Raw genomic sequence first — 25,712 nt, 5'->3', positions numbered from 1 at the left:
CGAAAAAAAAGATATACACTGCATAAAATCTATAAAAACCGCTTACCTGGTACGGCCTCATGATGACCCTGCGTCAAATCCGGCACTTCATTGCGGTGGCCGAGACCGGTTCGATCTCTGCCGCCGCGCAAACCGCGTTCATTTCACAATCCACCCTGACCCTGGCGATCCAGCAGCTCGAGCAGGAGATCGGCGTTGGCCTGTTCAATCGCCACGCCAAGGGCATGACCCTGACCCATCAGGGGCATCAGTTCCTGCGCCAGGCGCATTTGATCCTGGCCACCGTGGACAATGCCAAGCGCAGCCTGCAACAAAGCACCGACCAGGTGGCCGGGCAATTGATCGTTGGCGTGACCAGCCTGGTCGCCGGTTACTACCTGGCGGACCTGCTCACGCGTTTCCAGCGCGCCTACCCCAACGTCGAAATCCGCGTGATGGAAGACGAACGCCCCTACATCGAACATTTGCTGGTCAGCGGCGAGATCGATGTAGGGGTGCTGATCCTTTCCAACCTTGAAGACCGTCACGCCTTGCAGACCGAAGTGCTGACCCATTCACCCCATCGACTGTGGTTGCCGGCCCAGCATCCGCTGCTGGAACACGACAGCATCAACCTCGCCGACGTGGCCCGCGAGCCGCTGATTCAATTGAACGTCGATGAAATGGATCGCAACGCCCAGCGCATGTGGACAGCCGCTTCCCTGCAACCACGCATCACCCTGCGCACGGCCTCGACCGAAGCGGTGCGTAGCCTGGTGGCGGCCGGGCTGGGTGTTTCGATCCAGCCCGACATGACTTATCGCCCGTGGTCGCTGGAGGGCGACATCATTGAAGCGCGGCCGATTGCCGACCTGAGCCAGACCCTCGATGTCGGCCTGGCCTGGCGCCGCGGCACTGCGCGCCCGGCCTTGGTGGACCCGTTCCTGACCGTCGCTCGCGAGCAACCCCACGGCGGGCGCAAGCCATCTATTTAATCGAACGCCACCTTCAGTATTTAGAATTTGTCGACCTCGGGTCTGCGCACTAGTCTTGTCATATGTATATAAGACGGCCAGCCCCAGTCACAGGGAGCAGCATGGCCACACAAGAAAAGAGAACCCGAAGAATGGCTGGCGCACAGACCCCGTTGTTCACCGCATTGTTGATCGAAGGTGAATTAGTCGCAGGGCAAGGCCGTGTCGAGGCGATCCTCAACCCGGCCACCGGCGAAGTGTTGACGCACATCGCCGAAGCCAGCACCGAACAAGTCGAAGCCGCTATTCTCGCCGCGCACCGCGCCTTCGCCGGCTGGTCGCGGACCACGCCGCAGCAACGCTCGAACCTGTTGCTCGATATCGCCAACGCCATCGAAAAAAACGCCGACCTGCTCGCCCGCCTCGAATCCCTCAATTGTGGCAAGCCGTTGCATCTGGCGCGTCAGGACGACCTGAGCGCCACGGTCGATGTGTTCCGTTTTTTCGCTGGCGCCGTGCGCTGCCAGACCGGCCAGCTCAGCGGCGAGTACCTGCCGGGCTACACCAGCATGGTGCGGCGCGATCCGATTGGCGTGGTTGCATCGATTGCGCCGTGGAATTACCCGATCATGATGGCGGCGTGGAAAATCGCCCCGGCCCTGGCCGCCGGCAATACCTTGGTGTTCAAGCCCTCGGAGCACACGCCCCTGTCGATCCTGGCGTTGGCCCCGGCGCTGGCCGAGATCCTGCCGCCTGGCGTGATCAACATTGTTTGCGGTGGCGGCGAAGGCGTCGGCAGTCATCTGGTCAGCCACCCCAAGGTGCGCATGGTGTCGCTGACCGGCGACATCGTCACCGGGCAGAAAATCCTCCAGGCCGCAGCAAAGACCCTCAAGCGCACACACCTCGAACTGGGCGGTAAAGCCCCCGTGATTGTCTGCAACGATGCCGACATCCAGGCGGTGGTCGAAGGCGTGCGCACCTACGGCTACTACAACGCCGGGCAGGATTGCACCGCCGCTTGCCGGGTGTACGCCCAGGCCGGCATTCACGATCGCCTGGTGGCCGAACTCGGCGCGGCGGTCAGCAGCCTGCGCTTTGCCGGTAAACGCGATTCCGACAACGAAATCGGCCCGTTGATCAGCACTCGCCAGCGCGACCGCGTGGCCAGTTTCGTCGAGCGCGCCCTCGGCCAGCCGCATATCGAACGGGTGACCGGCGCGGCGGTGCATTCCGGCGCCGGCTTCTATTACCAACCGACGTTGCTCGCCGGTTGCAAGCAAGGCGATGAAATCGTCCAGCGCGAAGTGTTCGGGCCGGTGGTCACCGTGACCCGATTCGATCAGCTGGAACAGGCGGTGGATTGGGCCAACGACTCGGAATACGGCCTGGCCTCGTCGGTCTGGACGCAGAACCTGGATAAGGCGATGCAGGTTGCCGCGCGGTTGCAGTATGGCTGCACCTGGATCAACAGCCATTTCATGCTGGTCAGCGAGATGCCCCACGGCGGGCTCAAGCGTTCGGGTTATGGCAAGGACCTGTCCAGCGATTCACTCCAGGACTACAGCGTGGTGCGGCACATCATGGCACGCCACGGGCAGCATCTCTGACTACGCTAATAACAAGCCGTTAACGGCATGCTTCACCACGTTCACCACTGCCCCGACCATAATTTGAAGAAGAGGGAAACCCCATGTTCGTGCACAAGACCGCACTGCTCAGTGCCATCACCCCCTTACTGCTGGCCAGTGGCGTGTTTGTCCAGGCCGCCGAGCCATTGAAGGCCGTCGGTGCCGGCGAAGGCCAGCTGGATATCGTCGCGTGGCCTGGCTACATCGAACGTGGCGAAAGCGACAAGGCCTACGACTGGGTGACCGGTTTCGAGAAAGAAACCGGCTGCAAGGTCAACGTGAAAACCGCTGCGACCTCCGATGAGATGGTCAGCCTGATGGCCAAGGGCGGTTATGACCTGGTGACCGCGTCGGGCGATGCCTCGCTGCGCCTGATCGTCGGCAAGCGCGTGCAGCCGATCAACACGGCGTTGATCCCGAACTGGAAGAACCTCGATCCGCGCCTGAAGGATGCGCCGTGGTATGTGGTCAACAAGCAGACCTACGGCACCCCGTACCAGTGGGGGCCGAACGTGTTGATGTACAACACCAACGTCTTCAAGACCGCGCCCGACAGCTGGGGCGTGTTGTTCAACGCGCAGAACCTGCCGGACGGCAAGCCGAACAAGGGCCGCGTGCAGGCCTATGACGGTCCGATCTACATCGCCGACGCAGCGCTGTACCTGAAATCCGCCAAGCCGGAACTGGGGATCCAGAACCCCTACGAACTGACCGAAGCGCAATACAAGGCCGTGCTCGATCTATTGCGCGCCCAGCAGCCGTTGATCCACCGCTACTGGCACGACACCACCGTACAGATGAGTGACTTCAAGAATGAAGGTGTGGTGGCGTCCGGGGCCTGGCCGTATCAGGTCAACGGCCTGATCAATGAGAAACAGCCGATCGCCTCGACCATCCCCAAAGAAGGCGCCACCGGGTGGGCCGACACCACCATGATGCACACCGATGCCAAGCACCCGAACTGTGCCTATAAGTGGATGGACTGGTCGCTGCAACCGAAAGTCCAGGGTGACGTGGCGGCTTGGTTCGGTTCGTTGCCGGCGGTACCGGCAGCGTGCAAAGAGAGCGAACTGCTTGGCGCCGAAGGCTGCAAGACCAACGGCTTCGACAACTTCGACAAGATCGCCTTCTGGAAAACCCCGCAGGCCGAGGGCGGCAAATTCGTGCCGTACAGCCGCTGGACCCAGGACTACATCGCGATCATGGGCGGCAGGTAAGCCCTCTTAAGATCAAAAGATCGCAGCCTGCGGCAGCTCCTACCGCGACCGCAGGCACCGCAGATTCGGTGCCTTCTGCAAATCCTGTAGGAGCTGCCGAAGGCTGCGATCTTTTCGACGCCACAACCGATTCAGATTTTTTAGAAAGCGCGCCTTTTTGGAGCACCGCACCATGACGCTTGCAGTCCAGTTCACCAACGTTTCCCGTCAGTTCGGCGAAGTGAAAGCCGTTGACCGGGTTTCCATCGACATCCAGGACGGCGAGTTTTTCTCCATGCTGGGGCCTTCCGGCTCAGGCAAAACCACCTGCCTGCGCCTGATCGCCGGTTTTGAACAACCGAGCGCGGGTTCCATTCGTATTCATGGCGAGGAAGCCGCCGGCCTTCCGCCTTACCAGCGTGATGTGAACACCGTGTTCCAGGATTACGCGCTGTTCCCCCACATGAACGTTCGCGACAACGTCGCCTACGGCTTGAAAGTCAAAGGCGTCGCCAAGGCCGAACGCTTGAAGCGCGCCGAAGAAGCCCTCGACATGGTTGCCCTCGGCGGCTACGGCGAGCGCAAGCCGGTGCAACTTTCCGGGGGCCAGCGCCAGCGTGTGGCCCTGGCCCGTGCCCTGGTGAATCGCCCACGGGTGTTGCTGCTCGACGAACCGCTCGGCGCGCTGGACCTGAAGTTGCGCGAGCAGATGCAAGGCGAATTGAAGAAGCTGCAACGCCAGCTGGGCATCACCTTCATTTTCGTCACCCACGACCAGACCGAAGCGCTGTCCATGTCCGACCGCGTCGCCGTGTTCAACAAGGGTCGCATTGAACAGGTCGATTCGCCGCGCAACCTGTACATGAAACCTTCGACCACCTTCGTCGCCGAATTCGTCGGCACTTCCAACGTGATTCGCGGTGACCTGGCGAAGCAGTTGAGCGGCAATCCCCAGCCGTTCTCGATTCGCCCGGAACACGTGCGCTTCGCCGAAGGCCCGTTGGCCAGCCATGAGATCGAAGTCAGCGGCCTGCTGCACGATATCCAATACCAGGGCAGCGCCACCCGCTACGAATTGAAGCTGGAAAACGGCCAGACCTTGAACATCAGCCAGGCCAACAATCAATGGCTCGACACCAGCGCCCAGCACCAGACCGGGCAACGCCTGAGCGCACGCTGGGCCCGTGAAGCGATGATCCCGCTGCATGACACCCTGACAGGCGGGGTGTGACATGAGCACCCTGGCTGTTCCTCATTCCTCGTCGGGCGGCTCGGCGTTGCGCAGGTTTTCCAACCTGCTGTACCGCCGGCCGAACCTGTACCTGTCGATGCTGCTGGTGCCGCCGCTGCTGTGGTTCGGCGCCATTTACCTGGGTTCGCTGCTGACGTTGCTGTGGCAAGGTTTCTACACCTTCGACGACTTCACCATGGCGGTCACCCCCGACCTGACCCTGGCGAACTTCGCCGCGCTGTTCCAGCCATCGAACTTCGACATCATCCTGCGCACCCTGGGCATGGCCATCGTGGTTTCGATCGCCAGCGCCATCGTCGCCTTCCCGATTGCCTATTACATGGCGCGCTACACCACCGGCAAGACCAAGGCGTTCTTCTACATCGCGGTGATGATGCCGATGTGGGCCAGCTACATCGTCAAGGCGTATGCCTGGACGCTGCTGCTGGCCAAGGGCGGAGTGGCGCAGTGGTTCGTCCAGCACTTGGGGCTGGAGCCTCTATTGCAGTTCGTGCTGGGCATCCCGGGGGTCGGCGGCAGTACCCTGTCGACCTCACACCTGGGGCGCTTCATGGTGTTCGTCTACATCTGGCTGCCCTTCATGATCCTGCCGATCCAGGCCTCGCTGGAACGCCTGCCACCGTCACTGCTGCAAGCGTCCGCCGACCTCGGCGCCAAGCCGCGCCAGACCTTCATGCAGGTGATCCTGCCGCTGTCGGTGCCGGGTATTGCGGCAGGCTCCATCTTCACGTTCTCCCTGACCCTGGGCGATTTCATCGTGCCACAACTGGTCGGCCCGCCCGGCTACTTCGTCGGCAGCATGGTGTATGCCCAACAAGGTGCGATCGGCAACATGCCAATGGCTGCAGCCTTCACCCTGGTGCCGATCGTGCTGATCGCCATCTACCTGTCCATCGTCAAACGACTGGGGGCCTTCGATGCACTCTGACAAAGCATCCCTGGGCTTGCGTATCGCCGCCTGGGGCGGGCTGGTGTTCCTGCACTTCCCGATCCTGATCATCTTCCTGTATGCCTTCAACACCGAAGACGCGGCGTTCAGTTTCCCGCCCAAGGGTTTCACCCTGAAGTGGATCGGCGTGGCGTTCTCACGGCCCGACGTACTGGAAGCGATCAAGTTGTCGCTGCAGATCGCGGCCATTGCCACGTTGATTGCCATGGTGCTTGGCACGCTGGCGTCGGCGGCGCTGTACCGACGGGACTTTTTCGGCAAGCAAGGTATCTCGTTGATGCTGATCCTGCCGATTGCCCTGCCGGGGATCATCACCGGTATCGCATTGCTGGCGACGTTCAAGACACTGGGCATCGAGCCGGGGATGTTCACCATCATCGTCGGCCACGCGACCTTCTGCGTGGTGATCGTCTACAACAACGTCATCGCCCGCTTGCGCCGTACCTCCCACAGCCTGATCGAAGCCTCGATGGACCTGGGCGCCGATGGCTGGCAGACCTTCCGCTACATCATCCTGCCGAACCTCGGCTCGGCGCTGCTGGCCGGCGGCATGTTGGCGTTCGCGCTGTCGTTCGACGAGATCATCGTCACCACCTTCACCGCCGGCCATGAACGCACCCTGCCGCTATGGCTGCTCAACCAGCTCAGCCGCCCACGGGACGTGCCGGTGACCAATGTCGTGGCGATGCTGGTGATGATGGTGACGATGCTGCCGATCCTCGGTGCCTATTACCTGACCCGGGGGGGTGAGAGCGTGGCCGGTAGCGGCGGGAAGTAACTGATTACAAACCTGTAGGAGCTGCCGCAGGCTGCGATCCTTTGATCTTGCTTTTGAAGATCAAGATCAAAGGATCGCAGCCTGCGGCAGCTCCTACAGGGGCCGGTTTCTGCAGATAAAAATAATTAGCTTTGAAGAGGACGATGTCATGCAAACCCAACTTTTGATCAACGGCCAACTGGTCAATGGCGAAGGCCCCGCCCAACCGGTGTTCAACCCGGCGCTAGGGCGCGTGCTGGTGGAAATCAACGAGGCCAGCGAAGCCCAGGTCGATGCCGCCGTGCGCGCCGCCGATGCCGCGTTCGACAGCTGGTCGCAGACTCCGCCCAAGGAGCGTTCGCTGCTGCTGCTCAAACTCGCCGACGCCATCGAGGCCCACGGCGAAGAGCTGGCCAAGCTCGAATCGGACAACTGCGGCAAGCCCTACAGCGCCGCGCTCAACGACGAGATCCCGGCGATTGCCGACGTGTTCCGTTTCTTCGCCGGCGCCAGCCGTTGCATGAGCGGCTCGGCCGGCGGCGAATACCTGCCCGGCCACACCTCGATGATCCGCCGCGACCCGGTCGGGGTGATCGCCTCCATCGCGCCGTGGAACTACCCGCTGATGATGGTCGCCTGGAAAATCGCCCCGGCCCTGGCCGCCGGCAATACCGTGGTGCTCAAGCCCTCGGAACAGACGCCGTTGACCGCGTTGCGCCTGGCGCAACTGGCAGCGGAAATCTTCCCGGCTGGCGTGCTCAACCTGGTGTTCGGCCGCGGCCCTACGGTTGGCAGCCCGCTGGTCACCCATCCGAAAGTGCGCATGGTGTCGCTGACAGGTTCGATCGCCACTGGCGCGAACATCATTTCCAGCACCGCCGACAGCGTCAAGCGCATGCACATGGAACTGGGCGGCAAGGCCCCGGTGATCATCTTCGACGACGCCGACATCGACGCCGCGGTCGACGGCATTCGCACCTTCGGTTTCTACAACGCCGGTCAAGACTGCACCGCCGCCTGCCGCATCTATGCCCAGGCAGGCATCTACGAGAAATTCGTCGAGAAGCTCGGCGCCGCCGTGAGCAGCATCAAGTACGGCTTGCAGGACGATCCATCGACCGAACTCGGCCCGCTGATCACCGCGCAACACCGCGACCGCGTCGCCGGCTTCGTCGAGCGTGCCGTGGCACAGCCGCACATCCGCCTGGTCACCGGCGGCAAGGCCGTGGAAGGCAACGGTTTCTTCTTCGAACCGACGGTGCTGGCCGATGCGCAGCAGGACGACGAGATCGTGCGCCGCGAAGTGTTCGGGCCGGTGGTGTCGGTGACCAAATTCAGTGACGAGGCACAGGTGCTGGGCTGGGCCAACGATTCCGACTACGGCCTGGCATCCTCGGTGTGGACCGCCGACGTCGGCCGCGCGCATCGCCTGTCGGCGCGCTTGCAGTACGGCTGCACCTGGGTCAACACGCACTTCATGCTGGTCAGCGAAATGCCCCATGGCGGGCAGAAGTTGTCGGGGTATGGCAAGGACATGTCGATGTATGGGCTGGAGGACTACACCGTCGTGCGGCATGTGATGTTCAAACACTAACCCCTTGTAGGAGCGAGCATGCTCCGGGCGGGTTTCCGACGATGGAGGTCAACGATAACGCGGGGAACCTGACGCCCCGCGGTGCCCTCCGGTTTCTCGCGAGCATGCTCGCTCCTACAGTACAGCGATGATTTCACCACGGTTTCAAGGTCGAAACCGGCATTACGCACCACTGGTTTCAAACACAACAATAACCACCGATCCGGACAGCGCCTCCACGGCCCTGCCACGGCTTCGGACATCCGAAATCTGCCGATTTTCCGGAGAAACACACATGACTGCATCACCCGATCTCTCTACCGCCGTCGTCGACAGCGACGCCGAGCAACTGCGAAAACTGGGTTACACCTCCAACTTCAATCGCAGCATGAGCTTGTGGGAAAACTTCGCCCTGGGCTTCACTTATCTCTCGCCGGTCGTAGGGGTTTATACCCTCTTCGGCCTGTGCCTCGCCGCTGGCGGGCCGCCGATGTTCTGGGCCTATCTGCTGGTCGGTTGCGGCCAGTTGCTGGTGTGCCTGATCTTTGGTGAAGTGGTGTCGCAGTTCCCGATTTCCGGTGGCGTGTACCCGTGGGCGCGTCGCCTGGTGGGCAAGCGCTGGGCGTGGATGGTCGGCTGGATCTACTCCATCGCCCTGTGCGTCACGATTGCCGCCGTAGCCGTCGGCGCCGGCCCGTACCTGGCTGCCATGCTCGGTTTTGAACCGAGCAACAACACCAATATCGTCATTGCCCTGGTGCTGACGCTGTTTGCCACCCTGATCAACCTCAGCGGCACCAAGGTACTGGCGCGCATTGCCATGTTCGGCTTCCTCTGTGAACTGGTGGGTGCAGTGATCGTCGGCGTTTACCTGCTGGTCTTCGAGCGCCATCAATCAATTGGCGTGCTGTTCAACACCTTCGACATCAGCGTCGATGGTTCATACCTGCCGGCCTTCCTCACCGCCTCGCTGGCGGGTATGTTCCTCTACTACGGCTTCGAGGCCTGCGGCGACGTGGCCGAAGAAACCCCGAACCCGAGCAAGAAGATCCCGGTGGCCATGCGCATGACCATCTACATCGGCGGCATTGCGGCAATGTTCGCCTGCCTGGCACTGATCCTCGCCGTGCCAGACATGCAAGCGGTGATCGACGGCACCGACAAGGACCCGGTCGGCACCATCCTCAACAACGCCTTCGGCCCAATCGGTTCGAAAATGGTGATGGGCGTGGTGATGATTTCCTTCATCTCCTGCGTCATCAGCCTGCAAGCGGCGGCCAGTCGCCTGCTGTACTCCTACGCCCGGGATGAAATGGTTATCGGCAGCCGACTGCTGAAGAAGATCTCTCCTACAACCCAGGTTCCAGTTGCGGCGCTGTTCGTGTCCGGCGTCCTGCCAGCGCTGATCATCATCCTCGGCTTCTTCCTGCAGGATGCAGTCGCCACCATCGTCAGCTTCGCCGCCATCGGCATCTACCTGGCCTTCCAGATGATCGTGCTTGCGGCGCTGTATGCCCGCCTCAAAGGCTGGAAGCCCAGCGGCCAATTCACCCTCGGCGCCTGGGGCTGGCCGGTGAACATCTGCGCGCTGGTCTATGGCGTCGGCGCAATCGTCAACATGGCCTGGCCACGGACGCCGGATGCGGCGTGGTACATCAACTACGCCATGGTCTTGAGCACCACCATCGTCATTGGCCTGGGGTTGCTCTACATGTGGATCGCCAAGCCGTATGACCACGGCACAGCGCCTGCGGGGGATGCGTGGAAGGTTAGTCGCTAATGGAAATTGCCCCGGTGCCAAAAGACACCGGGGCAACCAAACGCTTTTAGCGGTCAAGCATTTCGAAACAGTTCCTGGCATCCCGTGGATGTATCCCCAGCTAGAGTTTCCCTACCACGCAAGTGGTACTGGTTGACGATAATCGCTGCAAGGCCTAGGGTGTTTACGTCGTTTACAGCGTATACATCTTTAGGAGAGCCACCATGGCCTCGCCCGTTTTGTCGTTTCGTGTCGAAGAACTCCTGGCCCAACAACTGGATCAGCTAGCGGCTGCCACCGACCGCGACCGTCAGTACCACCTCAAGCGTGCATTGGTTCGATATGTAGAAGCCGAGTCATGGCATCTGCAAGCCATAAGCGACGGCATATCCGATGCCGATGCTGGAAAACTGACCGACCTGGACGCCGTGAAGGCTAAGTGGGAAAAACGTGCCGAGCGTAGTACTGACTGAGAAAGCCGAAAGCGACCTGGACGCCATCCATGAACATTACCGAGAGGTCGTAGGCGCGGGTACTGCCATCGAGATCATTTCCACCATGCTGCAATGTTTCCGGCAGTTGGAACAGTTCCCCGGCTCAGGCAGGCCTTCTATCATGCCTGATGTACGAGAATTGGTACTTGGTCGTTATCCCTTCATTGCGCCGTATCGATTTGCCAATGGCCAGGTACAGGTGTTGAGGGTGCTGCATCAGCGTTCTGAACGTTCTCAGGATTGGTAAAGGGAGAACGTCCAGCCGCGACAGGATTGCCGCGACTGGATGTTCCATTTCTTCAAAACCGCGAAACACTGCGCATCGCATCCACCAGATAACGCATCGCAATGCGATCACTCTCCGACAACTCGCGATAGCGCTCCACCAACTTCATCTCCTCGTTATTGAGCCGACGTCTCCGCCGGCCAGTAGATAGGCACGCAAAGATTCCCAGGATTTCGGTGATGCCTTGTACTTTCGACATGGACGATGTCCTTCTCTACGTCAAAGAAAACTTCAGATATTGCATCGCCCTACCCTTTTCAGTAGCACCCTGTGTCCACTGAAGCCCACCGGCCCGAAGGGCAGAAACCGGTCATGCCCATAGAATAGAAATTATCTGGGCGCTGAAAAGGGCTTTTTAGAGTAATTAGTCGAAAAAAGCGTAAATGCCCTATAAATCAGAAACCCCTGTCGGAAACGTTAACCGACATCTCTTGTTTCATTGCCGCGCCATCGTCACGCCATCAATCATTTTTGCTGCGCAACCGAACGGTTTAAGCTATCCCTTATCTGTTTTAAGGCAGTTGCGTTTGGCCGAAGGCATGTCCGAACCGAAATTTTTGATCCAGCAGTGCCAGGAACGGCGCGGGATCGTTCACGACAGGTTGTACTTATGCATCGCAGGAATTTGCTAAAAGCCTCCATGGCCATCGCCGCCTACTCCGGTTTGTCGGCCACCGGCCTGCTCGCTGCCGGTGCCTGGGCAAGCAATGGCACAGCGGACGGCGAAGCCCAGGCGTTCGACTTCGAAGCGCTGAAGGTCCAGGCCAAGCAACTGGCCAGCAACCGCTACCAGGATACCAAGCAGGTGCTGCCGCCCACCCTGGCGACCATGACCCCGCAGAATTTCAATGCCATTCGCTATGACGGCAAGCATTCGCTGTGGAATGACTTGAATGGTCAGTTGGATGTGCAGTTTTTCCATGTCGGCATGGGTTTCCGCCAGCCGGTGCGCATGTACAGCGTCGATCCCAAGACCCACATGGCCCGCGAAGTGCATTTCCGCCCTTCGTTGTTCAATTATGAGAATACGTCCGTCGACACCCAGCAGCTCAAGGGCGACCTGGGCTTTTCCGGGTTCAAGCTGTTCAAGGCGCCGGAACTGGACAAACACGACGTGGTGTCTTTCCTCGGCGCCAGCTATTTCCGAGCGGTAGACGCCACTGGCCAGTACGGCTTGTCGGCCCGCGGGCTGGCAATCGACACCTATGCGAAGAAGCGCGAAGAATTCCCCGACTTCACCAAGTTCTGGTTCGAGACGCCAGACAAGGACAGCACGCGCTTCGTGGTCTACGCCTTGCTCGATTCTCCGAGCGCGACCGGCGCCTACCGTTTTGACATCGATTGCCAGGCCGAACGCGTGGTGATGGAGGTCGACGCCCATGTCAACGCGCGCACCGCCATCGAACAACTGGGCATCGCGCCGATGACCAGCATGTTCAGCTGCGGTACCCACGAGCGCCGTATGTGCGACACCATTCACCCGCAAATCCACGACTCCGATCGCCTGGCGATGTGGCGCGGCAATGGCGAGTGGATCTGCCGCCCGCTGAACAATCCGGCCACCCTGCAATTCAACGCCTTCACCGACAAGGACCCGAAAGGTTTCGGCCTGGTGCAGACCGATCATGAATTCGCCAGCTATCAGGACACCGTCGATTGGTACAGCAGACGCCCGAGCCTGTGGGTAGAACCGACGACCGCGTGGGGCGAAGGCTCTATCGATCTGCTGGAAATTCCTACCACCGGAGAGACACTCGATAACATCGTTGCCTTCTGGACCCCGAAAAAACCGGTGGCGGCCGGCGACTCTCTGAATTACGGCTACAAACTGTACTGGAGCGCCCTGCCGCCTGTCGGCACGCCCTTGGCACGGGTCAACGCAACCCGTTCAGGCATGGGCGGTTTCACTGAAGGCTGGGCGCCGGGCGAACACTACCCGAAGGTCTGGGCCCGACGCTTCGCCGTGGATTTCAACGGTGGCGGCCTGGATCGCCTGCCGCCAGGCACGGGCATCGAACCGGTGGTCACCTGTTCCAACGGCGAGGTGAAGGACTTCAACGTGCTGGTGCTCGATGACATCAAGGGCTACCGCATCACCTTTGACTGGTATCCGACCAACGACAGTGTCGAGCCGGTGGAGCTGCGCCTGTTCATTCGCACCAATGACCGGACGCTGAGTGAAACCTGGTTGTACCAGTACTTCCCGCCAGCACCGGACAAGCGCAAGTACAGCTGACGGAGAAAAAAAAAAGCAAAAGATCGCAGCCTTCGGCAGCTCCTACAGGGGATCGTATTCCTCTGTAGGAGCTGCCGAAGGCTGCGATCTTTTGATCTTGAAAAACCTCACTCAATCCCGCAAATCCGACTCATGAATGGGTTGGTCACGATGGGTCGCGCGGTGATATTGCGCCGGCCAAATGGCTTTGCGCCCACCCAGGTCATCGTCGGCATGCAATGCCCAATAAGGATCACGCAACAGCTCACGAGCGAGGAAGATGATGTCGGCCTGGCAGGTGCGCAGGATATGTTCGGCCTGTGCAGGCTCAGTGATCATTCCTACCGTACCGGTAGCGATGCCTGACTCCTTGCGCACACGTTCGGCGAAGCGGGTCTGATAACCCGGACCCGTGGGGATTTCCGCGTTGACGGCCGTACCGCCTGACGACACGTCGATGAGGTCCACACCCAAGTCCTTAAGGCGTCGCGCCAGCTCGACGGTTTCATCCGGGTTCCAGCCATCCTCCACCCAGTCGGTGGCGGACACCCGCACGAACAGCGGTAATTCTTCGGGCCAGACCTTGCGCACCGCTTCGGTGACCTGCAAGACCAGGCGAATGCGGTTTTCGAATGAACCGCCGTACTGGTCACGCCGCTGATTACTCAGGGGCGAAAGAAACTGGTGTAGCAGATAGCCATGAGCCGCATGCACTTCGACCACCTTGAAACCGGCGGTCAACGCGCGCTTCGCCGAGTCGACAAAGGCCTGGATGACGTCAGCGATCTCGCCTTCGTCCAGCTGCTTGGGTTGTGTGTGTTGCGGATCAAAGGCGATTGGCGACGGGCCAACCGGCAACCAGCCGCCCTCGTCAATCTTTACGCTGCCATGCTTGCCGAGCCAGGGTCGATAGGTACTGGCCTTACGCCCTGCGTGGGCCAGCTGGATGCCAGCAACGGCGCCTTGAGCGGCAATGAAACGGGTGATGCGTTGCAAGGGTTCGATTTGTTCATCGTTCCACAGGCCAAGGTCCTGGGCGGTGATTCGCCCGTCGGCCGTGACTGCCGTGGCTTCCGTAAAGACCAGTCCGGCGCCGCCGACGGCGCGACTACCGAGGTGGACCAGGTGCCAGTCATTGGCCAGGCCATCGACGCTCGAATACTGGCACATTGGCGATACCGCAATGCGGTTGAGCAGGGTCAATTGACGAAGAGTGTAGGGTTCAAGCAGCAGACTCATGGGGCACCTCTCAAATCAGTGGGCAGGCTCCAGGGTTCTGTTTGAATAGTCGACGAGTGACATGAAAGGGATGCAGCACCCGCCCCCGCGGGCAAAAAATTGACAAGACGTCACAAGGATAATCAAGCAGTGCTTTAGAGCCTAGTCGACATCGGGGGATGTCGCCCCTCCCTGTAGGAGCGAGCATGCTCGCGATGGGGTCCCAGTCACCGCGGGGTGTCAGGTAGCCAGCGTCATCGTTGGCGACCATCGCGAGCATGCTCGCTCCTACAGTGCCAGGGGTTCAACGCGGTTCGATGTGGGCGATCATCAGTTGCACGGTCTCATTGCCGCGAAACTCGTTGACGTCGAGTTTGTAAGCCAGCTCCACCCACTTGATGGTCGGGTTTGGCCAGACCTCACGGTCGATCCCGAAGGCAATGCCATCGAGCTTGACCGAGCCGCACTCGCTCCTGAGCACCACCTTGAGGTGGCGTTCACCGACGACACGCTGCTCGACCAACTGAAACACGCCATGAAACAGTGGCTCCGGGAAGTGCTGGCCCCAAGGCCCGGCGTGGCGTAATGCACGGGCCAGTTCGAGGTGGAATTCTTCGACCGCCAGAACCCCGTCCGACAGCAAGCGCCCGGTCAGGTCTTCGTCGCGCAGTTGCCGACGCACTTCGGCGTCGAAAGCTTCGGCGAACAACGGAAAATTTGCTTCTGGCAGCGTCAGGCCAGCGGCCATGGCATGACCACCGTACTTGGTGATCAGGTTCGGATGCTGCGCCGCCACCACGCTCAGGGCATCGCGAATATGAAAGCCCTGTACCGAACGCCCCGAGCCCTTGAGCAACCCGTCGCCGGCATCGGCGAAGGCGATGGTCGGACGGAAATAACGTTCTTTCATGCGCGAGGCCAGGATGCCGATGACGCCCTGATGCCATTCGGGATCGAACAGGCACAAACCGAATGGCATCGATTCCACCGGCAAATCCTTGAGCTGGGCCAACGCTTCACGCTGCATGCCCTGCTCGATGGATTTACGGTCCTGGTTCATCCCGTCCAACTGCGCCGCCATTTCCCGCGCCAGCGCCACGTCTTCGGTCAGCAGGCATTCGATGCCCAGGCTCATGTCATCCAGTCGCCCGGCGGCGTTGAGGCGTGGACCGACGATAAACCCCAGGTCGGTGGAGGTGATGCGCGCATGATCACGCTTGGCCACTTCGAGAATCGCCTTGATCCCCGGCCGGGCACGTCCGGCGCGTATGCGTTCCAGGCCTTGATGCACCAGGATGCGGTTATTGGCATCCAGCGGCACCACGTCGGCCACGCTGCCCAGCGCCACCAGATCGAGCAATTCGCCGATGTTCGGCTGCGGCTTGCTGGCGTACCAGCCGAGTTCGCGCAAACGCGCGCGCAAGGCCATCAGCACATAGAAAATCACCCCGACGCCGGCCAGCGCCTTGCTCGGGAACGTGCAACCGGGCTGGTTCGGATTGACGATGGCATCGGCCAGCGGCAGTTCATCGCCCGGCAAATGGTGGTCGGTGACCAACACGTTGAGCCCGGCCTTTTTCGCCGCGGCCACGCCTTCGACACTGGAAATGCCATTGTCCACGGTAATCAGCAACTGCGGCTGACGCTCCAGGGCCACCGCAACGATTTCCGGGGTCAGGCCGTAGCCGTAGTCGAATCGGTTGGGCACCAGATAGTCGACATGCGCCGCACCCAACAGGCGCAAGCCCAAGGTGCCCACGGTACTGGCGGTGGCACCGTCGGCATCGAAGTCGCCAACGATCAGGATCCTCTGGCGCTGCTGGAGTGCGGTCACCAGCAGATCCACCGCTGCCTCGATGCCCTTGAGCTGCTGGAACGGAATCAGCCGTGCCAGGCTTTTGTCCAGTTCGGCTTCGGATTGCACGCCCCGCGCTGCGTACAGCCGGGTCAGCAGCGGTGGAATATCACCGAGAAATGGCAGGGTGTCGGGCAGCTGGCGAGGTTCGATGCGCATGGGGTGACAGGGGCTTCTCTTCAATACGTAGGATAAAACCGGTGAGGCAGCGACTGATCAGCCGCGTTCGCCCAACAGCCACTGCAACTGGACTTCATGCTGGCCGCGGTCGTCGGTGACGAAAATCGTCCCTTCGCTGATCATTACGTCCCACTTGATCACCCGGGGCATGTCTTTGGCCAGGGTTTCCAGGACTTCCTGAGGGACCGCCGCGATGTTGACGTTTTTCAGGTTCTTGATCGCCGGGATCACCTTGCCTTCCCAGACGCGCAGGCTGCCGTAGGCCAGCAGGCTGGTGCGCTCGGTGCGGCGCGAGCACCAGGTCAGGCGATCGGCGTCGGGTTGACCGACTTCGATCCAGTGCAGGACGCGGTCATCCAGGCTCTTTTCCCACAGGGCCGGTTCATCCACGTCCGACAGGCCACGGCCAAACGACAGTTGCTCGTTGTACCAGAGGGCGTAGGCCAACAGGCGCACGGTCATGCGCTCTTCGGTTTCCGAAGGGTGGCGGGCGATGGTCTGCTTGACGGACTCGTAGACGCTGCGATCGAGGTCGGTGAGGTTCAGTTCAAACTTGTAGGTCGTGGACGGCTGGGCCATGAACGGGCTTCTTGATACGTGGAAAGGCGGCAAGTCTAACCGATGCAGCCACCAATCAACGAATAGAAGGCGATCTCCCTTGGGCGCCTGACAGTCGGCTATGTTAAAACTCTGTACTCGCTCAACCTTTGTCCAACAGGAGCCCGCATGCCGTCCTCTGCCAAACCGCTCTCAGGTCTGAAAGTCATCGAATTGGGTACCTTGATCGCCGGCCCGTTCGCCTCGCGCATTTGCGCTGAATTCGGTGCCGATGTGGTCAAGGTCGAATCGCCGGACGGCGGCGATCCATTGCGCAAATGGCGCAAGTTGTACGAGGGAACTTCGTTGTGGTGGTTCGTCCAGGCTCGCAATAAAAAATCGCTGACGCTCAACCTCAAGCATCCGGACGGCCTGGCGGTCCTGAAGAAACTGCTCAGTGAAGCGGACATCCTGATCGAGAACTTCCGCCCCGGCGTACTGGAAAAGCTTGGCCTGGGCTGGGACGTCCTGCATGCATTGAATCCAAAGCTGGTCATGGTGCGGCTCTCGGGCTTCGGCCAGACCGGCCCGATGAAGGATCAACCCGGGTTTGGCGCGGTCGGCGAATCCATGGGCGGCCTGCGCTACATCACAGGGTTCGAGGATCGGCCGCCGGTGCGCACCGGGATTTCCATCGGTGATTCGATTGCCGCGCTGTGGGGCGTGATCGGTGCCCTCATGGCCCTGCGTCACCGCGAGGTCAATGGCGGTCAGGGACAAGTGGTGGACGTGGCGCTGTACGAGGCGATCTTCGCCATGATGGAAAGCATGGTGCCGGAGTTCGACGTGTTTGGTTTCATCCGCGAGCGCACCGGCAACATCATGCCGGGCATTACGCCTTCATCGATCCACACCAGTGCCGATGGCAAGCATGTGCAGATTGGCGCCAATGGCGATGCGATCTTCAAGCGCTTCATGCTGCTCATTGGTCGGGAAGACCTGGCCAACGATCCGCTGCTGGCCAGCAACGACGGCCGCGACAGCCGTCGCGACGAAATTTATGGGGTCATTGATCGCTGGGTCAATTCGCTGCCCCTGGACACCGTCATCGCGCAGTTGAACCAGGCCGACGTACCGGCCAGCCGGATCTTCAGCGCCGAAGACATGTTCAGCGATCCTCAGTACCTCGCCCGGGAAATGTTCCTGCAGGCCAAGCTGCCCGATGGCAAGGACTTCAAGATGCCAGGGATCGTGCCGAAACTCTCAGAGACACCCGGTGATTGTGAATGGGTCGGCCCGCAACTGGGTGAGCACAATGCCCAGGTACTCCAGGAACTTGGCTATGACGCGTCGCAGATCACACAACTGCGCAAAGACGGAGCCATCTGAGCTCAAGCGTTTGTTTGCGCGACTCATCAAGCCCGGCCTGCTGTTGGCCGGGCAGCGCCTGGGCGCGTTGGCGAGCCTGGCCCTGATCGTTACGCTGGCCTCGCCGGTGTCGGCGCAGCCCAAGGAATCCCTGGTCTGGCTGAAACGCGATCTACCGCCGCTGTTCATTTTCAACGGGCCGGAAAAAGGCCAGGGGATCATCGATCAATTGCTGCGGCAGCTGATCGCCGGCATGCCGCAGTACCGGCACAGCGTGATGAAGGTCAATCGTGCCCGTGGCTTGCAAATGCTTCACGAACCGTCCCTCACCTGCGATGCAGCGTTGAACTGGAGCAAGGAACGCGAAAGCTGGATCGCATTTTCCCTGCCGGTCTTTCGCGCCATGAGCAATGGCCTGGCCGTGCGCAGCAACGAGCGGGAGGTACTGACGCCGTTCCTCAAGGATGGTGAGGTGGACCTGGCGGCCCTGTTGGCCACCGGCAACGTGACCTTGGGCATTGTTGCCGAACGCAACTATGGCGAATACCTTGACGCCCTGCTCAAACAGGCGCCGGGCAAGGCGCTGACCCTTCATTACGGCAACGACGCCTTGGGCAGCCTGCTGCAAATGCAACGCCTGGGACGCCTGCAGTTGCTGTTGGGCTATCGCCCGGAAATTCGCTATCAGGCGCGACAACAAGGGATCGCCGAAGAGGAGCTGCAGTTCTATCCGGTTCGTGGCACCGGCAGATACCTGTCCGGCTACATCGGCTGCACCAATACGCCCCAGGGGCGGCAGGCGATCATCGAGATCAACCAATTGCTGCGTGCCCTGCCCCGAGACCATTTGAGCGAGGCGTATGCCGGCTGGCTCGACCCGCAAAGCCGCACCGACTACCTGCGAGCAGCCCGGGAATTTTTCGAGCATCAGGACGGCTACTGACAATTGCCAGGCAAAAAGAAACCCCGAGAAGTGGGGAGACGACTCGGGGTTAAACGTGGTCTTTCAAAGACCAGTAACAGCAAGCGGCAAGCACCGGAGCACAATGCTTGATCCCGCTGTTACTGGATCTGACTGATAAGGATGCAGGAAGGTTCCCACAACCTGCCATTCAATTTCGGCTAGCCACCAACTTGTCCTGTGCCGCATTGCGCAACGCTGCGATAACACAGGGCTCCAGGCGTCCTTCAGCAATCAGCACATCGCGGTGCAGGCCGTCGACGACATCCGTCAACTGACGCTTGTCGGCCAACTGCGCCTGATTGAACACCCGATCGACCACTATGGCACCGATAGCATTCTTCAAGGTCACCCGGCATTCGCCATGTATGCCTGACGGGGTCAACGTCACCTGGTACGGGCTCAGAGCCTCACCGAGCAATAGACTGATACTTTCCATCCGATCACCACTCAATAGTCCGAAAACAAAGTGCCTGGGGCGTGTGTACTGTAGATGACCGCTGGGCCGAGTAGAAAGTTCTGAAAACCGCGTGCAGTTGAGCCTGCGCCTGCGGTCGATAGAGCATGCACGGCGAAGATGACAGGGAAAAAACATCAGCCTCACGCCTGTCCGGCCAAACGGCACCTCCAGAGTAGCGAGAGCAAGCCAGACAGGCTGGCGGCCAAAAGGCCCCAGCCAGCCCATGGGGCAAATTGTTGCCAGGCTGTCGGGAGTGGATCGCCATCGAGCCACTTCGAACGCAAGGCACGTAGTTCAGCGGGAGGAAAAGCCTCGAGGGCCTTGTTGAGGATACAGAGCAGTTGCGATTGGCCTTTGCGCACCGTCAGGTAGTCCGGGTCCCACTGGCCTTCCACGATTTGCCCCACCTGAAGCTGGCCCAAGGGTAAGAGTCGTGCGCCTGTTTCGCTTTCGATGGTGGCATGGGCCTCCCCGCTTTCCACCAGCGCGCGGGCTTGCGCGTAGGTCTTGACCGAACGCAAATCGATGGTGGGGTGGTCACGACGAATCACCGCTTCCAGCACATGCCGGGTCGGCAGTACCAACACGTGCTTGGCCAACTGCTGCAGTGACTCGACCTGCGGTGCCCCGGCCCGCCCGACAAACACCCAGCCAGAGCCGCCATAGGAATGGCTGAAATCCAGGAACACCTTGCGCTCGTCATTCATTGCCAGCGTGGTGCTCATGTCCGCTTCTGCGCGCTCCAGGCTTTGAAGCATATGCTCGATGGAGAATGACTCGACATGGACAAAACGCAGCCCCGTCATGGCGCTGATGCGATCGAGCATGTCCCTGTTAAGGCCGCTCCACTGGCCATGTTCATTCTTGAACAGGTAGCGCGGGTATTCCAGCGACGCTACCTTGACGGGCGGGTGCCCGGCAATCCATTCAAGTTCCCGGGCATCCAGCGCGATCCGGACACCGCCGCCCGCCTTTTCCGGTTCACGAGCCGGATCAGGCGCGGCGATTGCCCACTGAGCCAAGATGACCAGGACACTGAGCAGTAGCAGCCAGCACACCGCTGGCCTGGATCGTCTGTAAACCGGCATTGCCACATCCTTGCAGATCCGTTCGCCCCTCTCCGTGGACGAATCCTGTTGGCAAGTGTGGCATGCAAAAACAACAAAGCCCGTCAGTAGACGGGCTTTGTTGTGTGACAGGGTTTGCCCGTTACAAAGGCTTACCGCGGTTACCGTGCTGGCTGACAAAGGCCTGCACGGCCTTCAGGTCATTCGGCAATACGGTGCAGCGCTCGTCTCTTTCAAACAAATCAGAAAGATGTGCAGGCAGCTCGAGGGCTTTTCCTACACCGGCTTTCTCCACGGCGTCCGGGAATTTGACCGGATGGGCCGTGCCCAGGATCACCATCGGGATATCCAGGCTGCGACGGCATTCGCGGGCGGCCTTGACGCCGATCGCGGTGTGCGGGTCCAGCACTTCACCGGTCTGTTCAAAGACCTCGGCGATGGTTTCGCAGGTTTGCTCATCGTCCACGGCCAGTGAGTCGAACAGTTTGCGCGCTTCCGTCCAGCGCTCCTGCTCGACGCTGAAACCGCCGCCCTGCTTGAAGCTGTCCATCAGCCCGGCAATCGCCGCGCCATTGCGACCGTGCAGGTCGAACAGCAGGCGTTCGAAGTTCGAGGACACCATGATGTCCATCGACGGCGACAGGGTCGCGTGCAGGGTTTCCTTGACGTACTGGTTGCCGCTCATGAAGCGGTGCAGGATGTCGTTGCGGTTGGTGGCGACGATCAACTGGTTGATCGGCAGGCCCATGTTGCGTGCCAGGTAACCGGCGAAGATGTCGCCGAAGTTACCGGTTGGCACCGAGAACGCCACCGAGCGCGCCGGACCGCCCAGTTGCAGGGCTGCGTGGAAGTAGTAGACGATCTGGGCCATGATCCGCGCCCAGTTGATCGAGTTTACCGCCACCAGGCGCGTGCCCTTGAGGAAGCCCTGGTCGGCGAAGCTCGCCTTGACCATTTCCTGGCAGTCATCGAAGTTGCCTTCGATGGCGATGTTGTGGATGTTCTCGCCAAAAATGGTCGTCATCTGCCGACGCTGCACTTCGGACACACGGTTGTGTGGATGCAGGATGAAGATGTCGACGTTTTCGCAGTGCTTGCAACCTTCGATGGCCGCCGAGCCGGTATCGCCGGAAGTGGCGCCAACGATCACCACGCGCTCGCCGCGTTTTTCCAGCACGTAGTCGAGCAGGCGACCGAGCAGTTGCAGGGCGAAGTCCTTGAACGCCAGGGTCGGGCCGTGGAACAGCTCCAGCACCCATTCGTTACCGTTCAGCTGACGCAGCGGCGCGACGGCGCTGTGGGCAAACACACCGTAGGTTTCTTCAAGGATCTTTTTGAAATCGGCATCCGGGATGCTGCCGGTGACGAACGGACGCATAACGCGGAAGGCCAGCTCGTGATACGGCAGGCCGGCCCAGGAAGCGATTTCTTCCTGGGTGAAACGTGGCAGGTTTTCCGGGACGTACAGACCGCCGTCGGTGGCAAGGCCTGCCAGCAGGACGTCTTCGAAATTCAGGGCCGGTGCCTGGCCGCGGGTACTGATGTAACGCATGACTGACTCCATTGGGACAGTGTTCGCAATGCCGGGCGCCGGTCACGGCGCCCGGTAATCGATAACGGCTTAGTTCAGGTGCTCGACGCGAATCCGCACGACCGGGCCAACCACGCCCTGGAGCGCTTCCAGTGCCTTGATGGCGTCGTTGATACGCTGTTCCACCACACGGTGGGTCAGCAGGATCATCGGTACCAGGCCATCGTGCTCCTCGGCTTCCTTCTGCATGATCGATTCGATGTTGATGCCACGCTCGGACAGGATGCTGCCAACCTGGGCGAGGACGCCCGGATGATCCTTGGCCTGGATCCGCAGGTAGTACGCGCTTTCGCAGGCATCGATTGGCAGGATCGGGTGCGCCGACAGCGAATCCGGCTGGAAGGCCAGGTGCGGTACGCGGTTTTCCGGGTCCGAGGTCATGGCGCGAACCACGTCCACCAGGTCGGCAATCACCGACGAAGCGGTCGGTTCCATGCCAGCACCCGCACCGTAGAACAGGGTCGACCCGGCGGCGTCGCCGTTGACCATCACCGCGTTCATCACGCCGTTGACGTTGGCGATCAGGCGATCGGCCGGGATCAGCGTCGGGTGCACGCGCAGCTCGATACCGGCCGCGGTGCTGCGCGCCACGCCCAGGTGCTTGATGCGGTAGCCCAACGCTTCGGCGTAGTTCACGTCAGCGGTGGTCAGCTTGGTGATGCCTTCGGTGTAGGCCTTGTCGAACTGCAACGGGATGCCGAAGGCAATGGACGCCAGGATCGTCAGCTTGTGCGCCGCATCGATGCCTTCGACGTCGAAGGTCGGGTCGGCTTCGGCGTAGCCCAGGGCTTGCGCTTCGGCCAACACGTCTTCGAAGGTACGGCCTTTCTCGCGCATCTCGGTGAGAATGAAGTTGCCAGTGCCGTTGATGATGCCAGCCACCCAGTTGATGCGGTTGGCGGACAGGCCTTCACGGATCGCCTTGATCACCGGGATGCCACCAGCCACGGCTGCTTCGAACGCAACGATCACGCCCTTCTCGCGTGCCTTGGCGAAAATTTCATTACCGTGAACGGCGATAAGCGCCTTGTTCGCGGTGACCACATGCTTGCCATTCTCGATGGCCTTGAGTACCAGCTCGCGGGCAACGGTGTAGCCGCCCACCAGCTCTATGACGATGTCGATCTCAGGGTTCGTGGCCACTTCGAAGACATCGGTGGTAATCGCAATACCGGTCGTTTGGAACTGAGGCTTTGGCGTGCGCGTGGCAATTTGTGCCACTTCGATTCCACGCCCGGCACGACGAGCAATTTCCTCGGCGTTGCGCTGAAGTACGTTGAAGGTACCGCCACCGACGGTCCCTAACCCACAGATGCCTACTTTGACCGGTTTCACTGTGAACTCCCCATAAAACGGCCGACTCGAGGCCGGCCGTGAAAACAGCCGCATGCTCGCGGCTCACTATTGATGGCCCGACTGAGCTGCCGTCGGACCACACGCGTCAAAGGCTGACTCGAATTACTTGGCGCCCAGCGCCAGTTTGGCGACTTGTGGCGCTGGCTGGTAGCCCGGAATGACCTGACCGTCCGCCAAAACGATGGCCGGTGTGCCGTTCACACCAATCGACTGGCCGAGGGCGAACTGCTTGGACACCGGGTTATCGCACTTGGCGGCCTTGATTTCCTTGCCGTCGACCATCTTGTCCATGGCCGCTTTCTTGTCTTTGGAGCACCAGACCGCCTGCAACTGCTCGTCACCCGGCGAACCCAGGCCCTGGCGCGGAAACGCAACATAGCGCACTTCGATGCCGCGCTTGTTCAGTTCAGGCACTTCGGCGTGCAGTTTATGGCAGTACGGGCAGGTGGTGTCGGTGAACACGGTGATGTGCGACTTGGTTTCACCAATGGCCGGGTACACCACGGTTTCCGCGACAGGGATTGCGTTGACCAGCTTGGAAACGCCCAGGCGTTCGGTCTTCTCGGTCAGGTTGACCGGCTTGCCGTCCTTGAGCTGGAACATGTAGCCCTGGACGACGTACTGGCCGTCGGCACTGGCGTACAGCACACGGCTGCCCTGGAGCTTGACTTCATACAGGCCCGGCAGCGGGCTGGCGGAGATACTTTCTACCGGAACTTCGAGCTGGAGGTTTTCCAGGCTTTTACGAATAGCTTTATCGGCCGCGTCATCGGCGACGGCAAAGGTGCTGACCAACGCAATGGCGGCGGCGGCGAAAATCTGGGTCAGACGCATGAGAACTCCTGAAGGCGGACAAATGAGACGCTCAGAACGCCCGTGCCGAAACACCGGGTCATAAACGCCCATCGTGCAAACCGGCAAAGCCTACCACATAAGGCTCGCGTGGCCGACTCCCGGTGATACAAGGCATCGCAGACCGTTTCTCTGTGGGAGCGAGCCTGCTCGCGAAAGCAGTGTGCCAGCCAAAGATGGTGTAGCTGGTCCACCGCATTCGCGAGCAGGCTCGCTCCCACAGGGGACAACATCAACCTCGAGGGTGGTGTTTGGCGTGCAGGTCCTGCAACCGCGCCCGGGCGACGTGGGTATAGATCTGCGTGGTCGACAGGTCGCTGTGGCCGAGCAGCATCTGCACCACCCGCAGGTCCGCACCGTGATTGAGCAAGTGCGTGGCGAACGCATGGCGCAAGGTGTGCGGCGACAGCGACTTGCCGATCCCGGCAACCTTGGCCTGGTGCTTGATCCGGTGCCAGAACGTTTGGCGGGTCATCTGCTCGCCGCGCAGGCTCGGGAACAACACATCGCTGGGCCGCCCGCCGAGCAACTCACCACGACCATCGCGCAGATAACGTTCAACCCAGACAATCGCCTCCTCGCCCATCGGCACCAGCCGCTCCTTGCTGCCCTTGCCCATCACCCGCAACACACCCTGGCGCAGGTTGACCTGCTCCAGCGTCAGGCTGATCAGCTCTGTCACCCGCAGGCCACAGGCATAGAGCACTTCGAGCATGGCCCGGTCGCGCTGGCCGATGGCCTCGCTTAAATCCGGTGCCTTGAGCAAGGCTTCGACGTCAGCTTCCGACAGGGATTTGGGCAAGGGCCTGCCCAATTGCGGCATATCCACGCGCAAGGTCGGATCGATGGCGATCAGCTTTTCCCGCAGCAGATAACGATAAAAGCCGCGCACACCCGAGAGAAATCGCGCCGTGGATCGGGGTTTGTAGTTCTGTTCCAGGCGCCAGGCCAGGTGATCGAGAATCAATTCTCGACCGGCATTGACCAGCTCCAGGCCCTTCTCCTGCAGCCAGCCATTGAACAGGGCCAGATCGCTGCGGTAGGCATCGCGGGTGTTGTCGGAAAGACCCTTTTCCAACCACAGCGCGTCGAGAAATTGGTCTATCAGTGGATGATCGATAGCAGGCATGATCGCTCTAGGCACGCGATCCTGGGACAGCATGCGAAAAAAGGGTGAACGGAAAAATCGCCGCTAGTCTTTC

22 protein-coding genes and 1 pseudogene are annotated in these 25,712 nt (G+C 60.7%); 13 read left to right on the top strand and 10 right to left on the bottom strand.

What is annotated here, in order from left to right; all coding sequences use genetic code 11:
• The first annotated feature begins 59 nt into the window (after window positions 1–59).
• The 10 genes from PSUM_RS12270 to PSUM_RS12225 all read left to right on the top strand — a co-directional run bounded on the left by PSUM_RS12270 (window position 60) and on the right by PSUM_RS12225 (window position 10,811).
• Window positions 60–974 carry a LysR family transcriptional regulator gene (locus PSUM_RS12270; RefSeq protein WP_020799666.1) on the top strand — a complete coding sequence of 305 codons (915 nt, stop codon included), beginning with the start codon at window positions 60–62 and terminating at the stop codon, window positions 972–974.
• Between the two features lie 131 nt (window positions 975–1,105).
• Window positions 1,106–2,563 carry a gamma-aminobutyraldehyde dehydrogenase gene (locus PSUM_RS12265; protein ID WP_083348307.1) on the top strand — a complete coding sequence of 486 codons (1,458 nt, stop codon included), beginning with the start codon at window positions 1,106–1,108 and terminating at the stop codon, window positions 2,561–2,563.
• 83 nt (window positions 2,564–2,646) lie between these two features.
• On the top strand, window positions 2,647–3,801 hold the full coding sequence (ydcS, locus tag PSUM_RS12260) for a putative ABC transporter substrate-binding protein YdcS (RefSeq protein ID WP_020799667.1): 1,155 nt from the start codon (window positions 2,647–2,649) through the stop codon (window positions 3,799–3,801).
• Between the two features lie 172 nt (window positions 3,802–3,973).
• A complete protein-coding gene (locus tag PSUM_RS12255) occupies window positions 3,974–5,011 on the top strand; it encodes an ABC transporter ATP-binding protein (RefSeq protein ID WP_083348306.1) in 1,038 nt (345 codons plus the stop codon).
• Between the two features lies 1 nt (window position 5,012).
• Window positions 5,013–5,960 carry an ABC transporter permease gene (locus PSUM_RS12250; RefSeq protein WP_083348305.1) on the top strand — a complete coding sequence of 316 codons (948 nt, stop codon included), beginning with the start codon at window positions 5,013–5,015 and terminating at the stop codon, window positions 5,958–5,960.
• Window positions 5,950–6,759: an ABC transporter permease gene (locus PSUM_RS12245; protein ID WP_020799670.1), complete on the top strand. Its 810-nt coding sequence runs from the start codon at window positions 5,950–5,952 to the stop codon at window positions 6,757–6,759. Before PSUM_RS12250 ends, PSUM_RS12245 begins: the two co-directional genes overlap by 11 nt.
• Before the next feature lie 148 nt (window positions 6,760–6,907).
• Entirely contained in the window at window positions 6,908–8,332 is a 1,425-nt protein-coding gene (locus PSUM_RS12240) for a gamma-aminobutyraldehyde dehydrogenase (RefSeq protein WP_083348304.1), read from the top strand.
• 274 nt (window positions 8,333–8,606) lie between these two features.
• The gene (locus PSUM_RS12235) at window positions 8,607–10,091 is read left to right on the top strand and encodes an APC family permease (protein ID WP_083348303.1); all 1,485 of its coding nucleotides are present in this window, start codon (window positions 8,607–8,609) and stop codon (window positions 10,089–10,091) included.
• 203 nt (window positions 10,092–10,294) lie between these two features.
• Entirely contained in the window at window positions 10,295–10,543 is a 249-nt protein-coding gene (locus PSUM_RS12230; protein WP_020795660.1) for a CopG family ribbon-helix-helix protein, read from the top strand.
• Window positions 10,521–10,811, top strand: a complete 291-nt coding sequence (locus PSUM_RS12225) for a type II toxin-antitoxin system RelE/ParE family toxin (RefSeq protein WP_020795659.1) — start codon at window positions 10,521–10,523, stop codon at window positions 10,809–10,811. The genes PSUM_RS12230 and PSUM_RS12225 overlap by 23 nt, the downstream gene beginning before the upstream one ends.
• Before the next feature lie 52 nt (window positions 10,812–10,863).
• On the opposite strand, the gene PSUM_RS12220 is transcribed toward PSUM_RS12225, so the two are convergent.
• A complete protein-coding gene (locus PSUM_RS12220) occupies window positions 10,864–11,049 on the bottom strand; it encodes a hypothetical protein (protein WP_020795658.1) in 186 nt (61 codons plus the stop codon).
• 411 nt (window positions 11,050–11,460) lie between these two features.
• Between PSUM_RS12220 and PSUM_RS12215 the strand changes: the two genes are divergently transcribed.
• Window positions 11,461–13,086: a glucan biosynthesis protein D gene (locus tag PSUM_RS12215; protein WP_020795656.1), complete on the top strand. Its 1,626-nt coding sequence runs from the start codon at window positions 11,461–11,463 to the stop codon at window positions 13,084–13,086.
• Window positions 13,087–13,197: 111 nt separating this feature from the next.
• Here PSUM_RS12215 and PSUM_RS12210 read toward each other — a convergent pair whose 3' ends face one another.
• From PSUM_RS12210 to PSUM_RS12200, 3 genes are all read right to left on the bottom strand, one after another.
• On the bottom strand, window positions 13,198–14,304 hold the full coding sequence (locus tag PSUM_RS12210; RefSeq protein WP_020795655.1) for an NADH:flavin oxidoreductase/NADH oxidase: 1,107 nt from the start codon (window positions 14,302–14,304) through the stop codon (window positions 13,198–13,200).
• Window positions 14,305–14,587: 283 nt separating this feature from the next.
• Window positions 14,588–16,297 carry a single-stranded-DNA-specific exonuclease RecJ gene (recJ, locus tag PSUM_RS12205; protein WP_083348302.1) on the bottom strand — a complete coding sequence of 570 codons (1,710 nt, stop codon included), beginning with the start codon at window positions 16,295–16,297 and terminating at the stop codon, window positions 14,588–14,590.
• 57 nt (window positions 16,298–16,354) lie between these two features.
• Window positions 16,355–16,897, bottom strand: coding sequence for a YaeQ family protein (locus tag PSUM_RS12200; protein WP_008057823.1), 543 nt, complete (start codon window positions 16,895–16,897; stop codon window positions 16,355–16,357).
• A 147-nt stretch (window positions 16,898–17,044) separates the two neighbouring features.
• Between PSUM_RS12200 and PSUM_RS12195 the strand changes: the two genes are divergently transcribed.
• Together PSUM_RS12195 and PSUM_RS12190 are read left to right on the top strand one after the other, a co-directional pair.
• Window positions 17,045–18,244 (top strand): CaiB/BaiF CoA transferase family protein, encoded by a 1,200-nt coding sequence (locus PSUM_RS12195; protein ID WP_033041882.1) that lies wholly within the window; start codon window positions 17,045–17,047, stop codon window positions 18,242–18,244.
• Window positions 18,198–19,166, top strand: coding sequence for a TIGR02285 family protein (locus tag PSUM_RS12190; protein ID WP_083348301.1), 969 nt, complete (start codon window positions 18,198–18,200; stop codon window positions 19,164–19,166). The genes PSUM_RS12195 and PSUM_RS12190 overlap by 47 nt, the downstream gene beginning before the upstream one ends.
• Before the next feature lie 169 nt (window positions 19,167–19,335).
• On the opposite strand, the gene PSUM_RS12185 is transcribed toward PSUM_RS12190, so the two are convergent.
• From PSUM_RS12185 to xerD, 6 genes and pseudogenes are all read right to left on the bottom strand, one after another.
• Window positions 19,336–19,623, bottom strand: a complete 288-nt coding sequence (locus tag PSUM_RS12185) for a DUF3509 domain-containing protein (protein WP_020795651.1) — start codon at window positions 19,621–19,623, stop codon at window positions 19,336–19,338.
• Window positions 19,624–19,796: 173 nt separating this feature from the next.
• Window positions 19,797–20,732 (bottom strand): annotated as a pseudogene (locus PSUM_RS12180) (transporter substrate-binding domain-containing protein); the annotation flags it as partial.
• A 121-nt stretch (window positions 20,733–20,853) separates the two neighbouring features.
• Entirely contained in the window at window positions 20,854–22,263 is a 1,410-nt protein-coding gene (thrC, locus tag PSUM_RS12175) for a threonine synthase (protein WP_020795649.1), read from the bottom strand.
• A 69-nt stretch (window positions 22,264–22,332) separates the two neighbouring features.
• Window positions 22,333–23,637, bottom strand: coding sequence for a homoserine dehydrogenase (locus tag PSUM_RS12170; RefSeq protein WP_033041889.1), 1,305 nt, complete (start codon window positions 23,635–23,637; stop codon window positions 22,333–22,335).
• Between the two features lie 123 nt (window positions 23,638–23,760).
• Window positions 23,761–24,492 (bottom strand): bifunctional protein-disulfide isomerase/oxidoreductase DsbC, encoded by a 732-nt coding sequence (gene dsbC, locus PSUM_RS12165; protein ID WP_034149004.1) that lies wholly within the window; start codon window positions 24,490–24,492, stop codon window positions 23,761–23,763.
• Window positions 24,493–24,742: 250 nt separating this feature from the next.
• Window positions 24,743–25,639, bottom strand: a complete 897-nt coding sequence (gene xerD / locus PSUM_RS12160) for a site-specific tyrosine recombinase XerD (protein WP_033041885.1) — start codon at window positions 25,637–25,639, stop codon at window positions 24,743–24,745.
• Window positions 25,640–25,712: the final 73 nt, after the last annotated feature.

It is taken from the genome of Pseudomonas umsongensis (genome assembly GCF_002236105.1).
Taxonomy (GTDB): Bacteria; Pseudomonadota; Gammaproteobacteria; order Pseudomonadales; family Pseudomonadaceae; genus Aquipseudomonas; species Aquipseudomonas umsongensis.
This window is presented reverse-complemented; position numbering and strand designations above follow the sequence as displayed.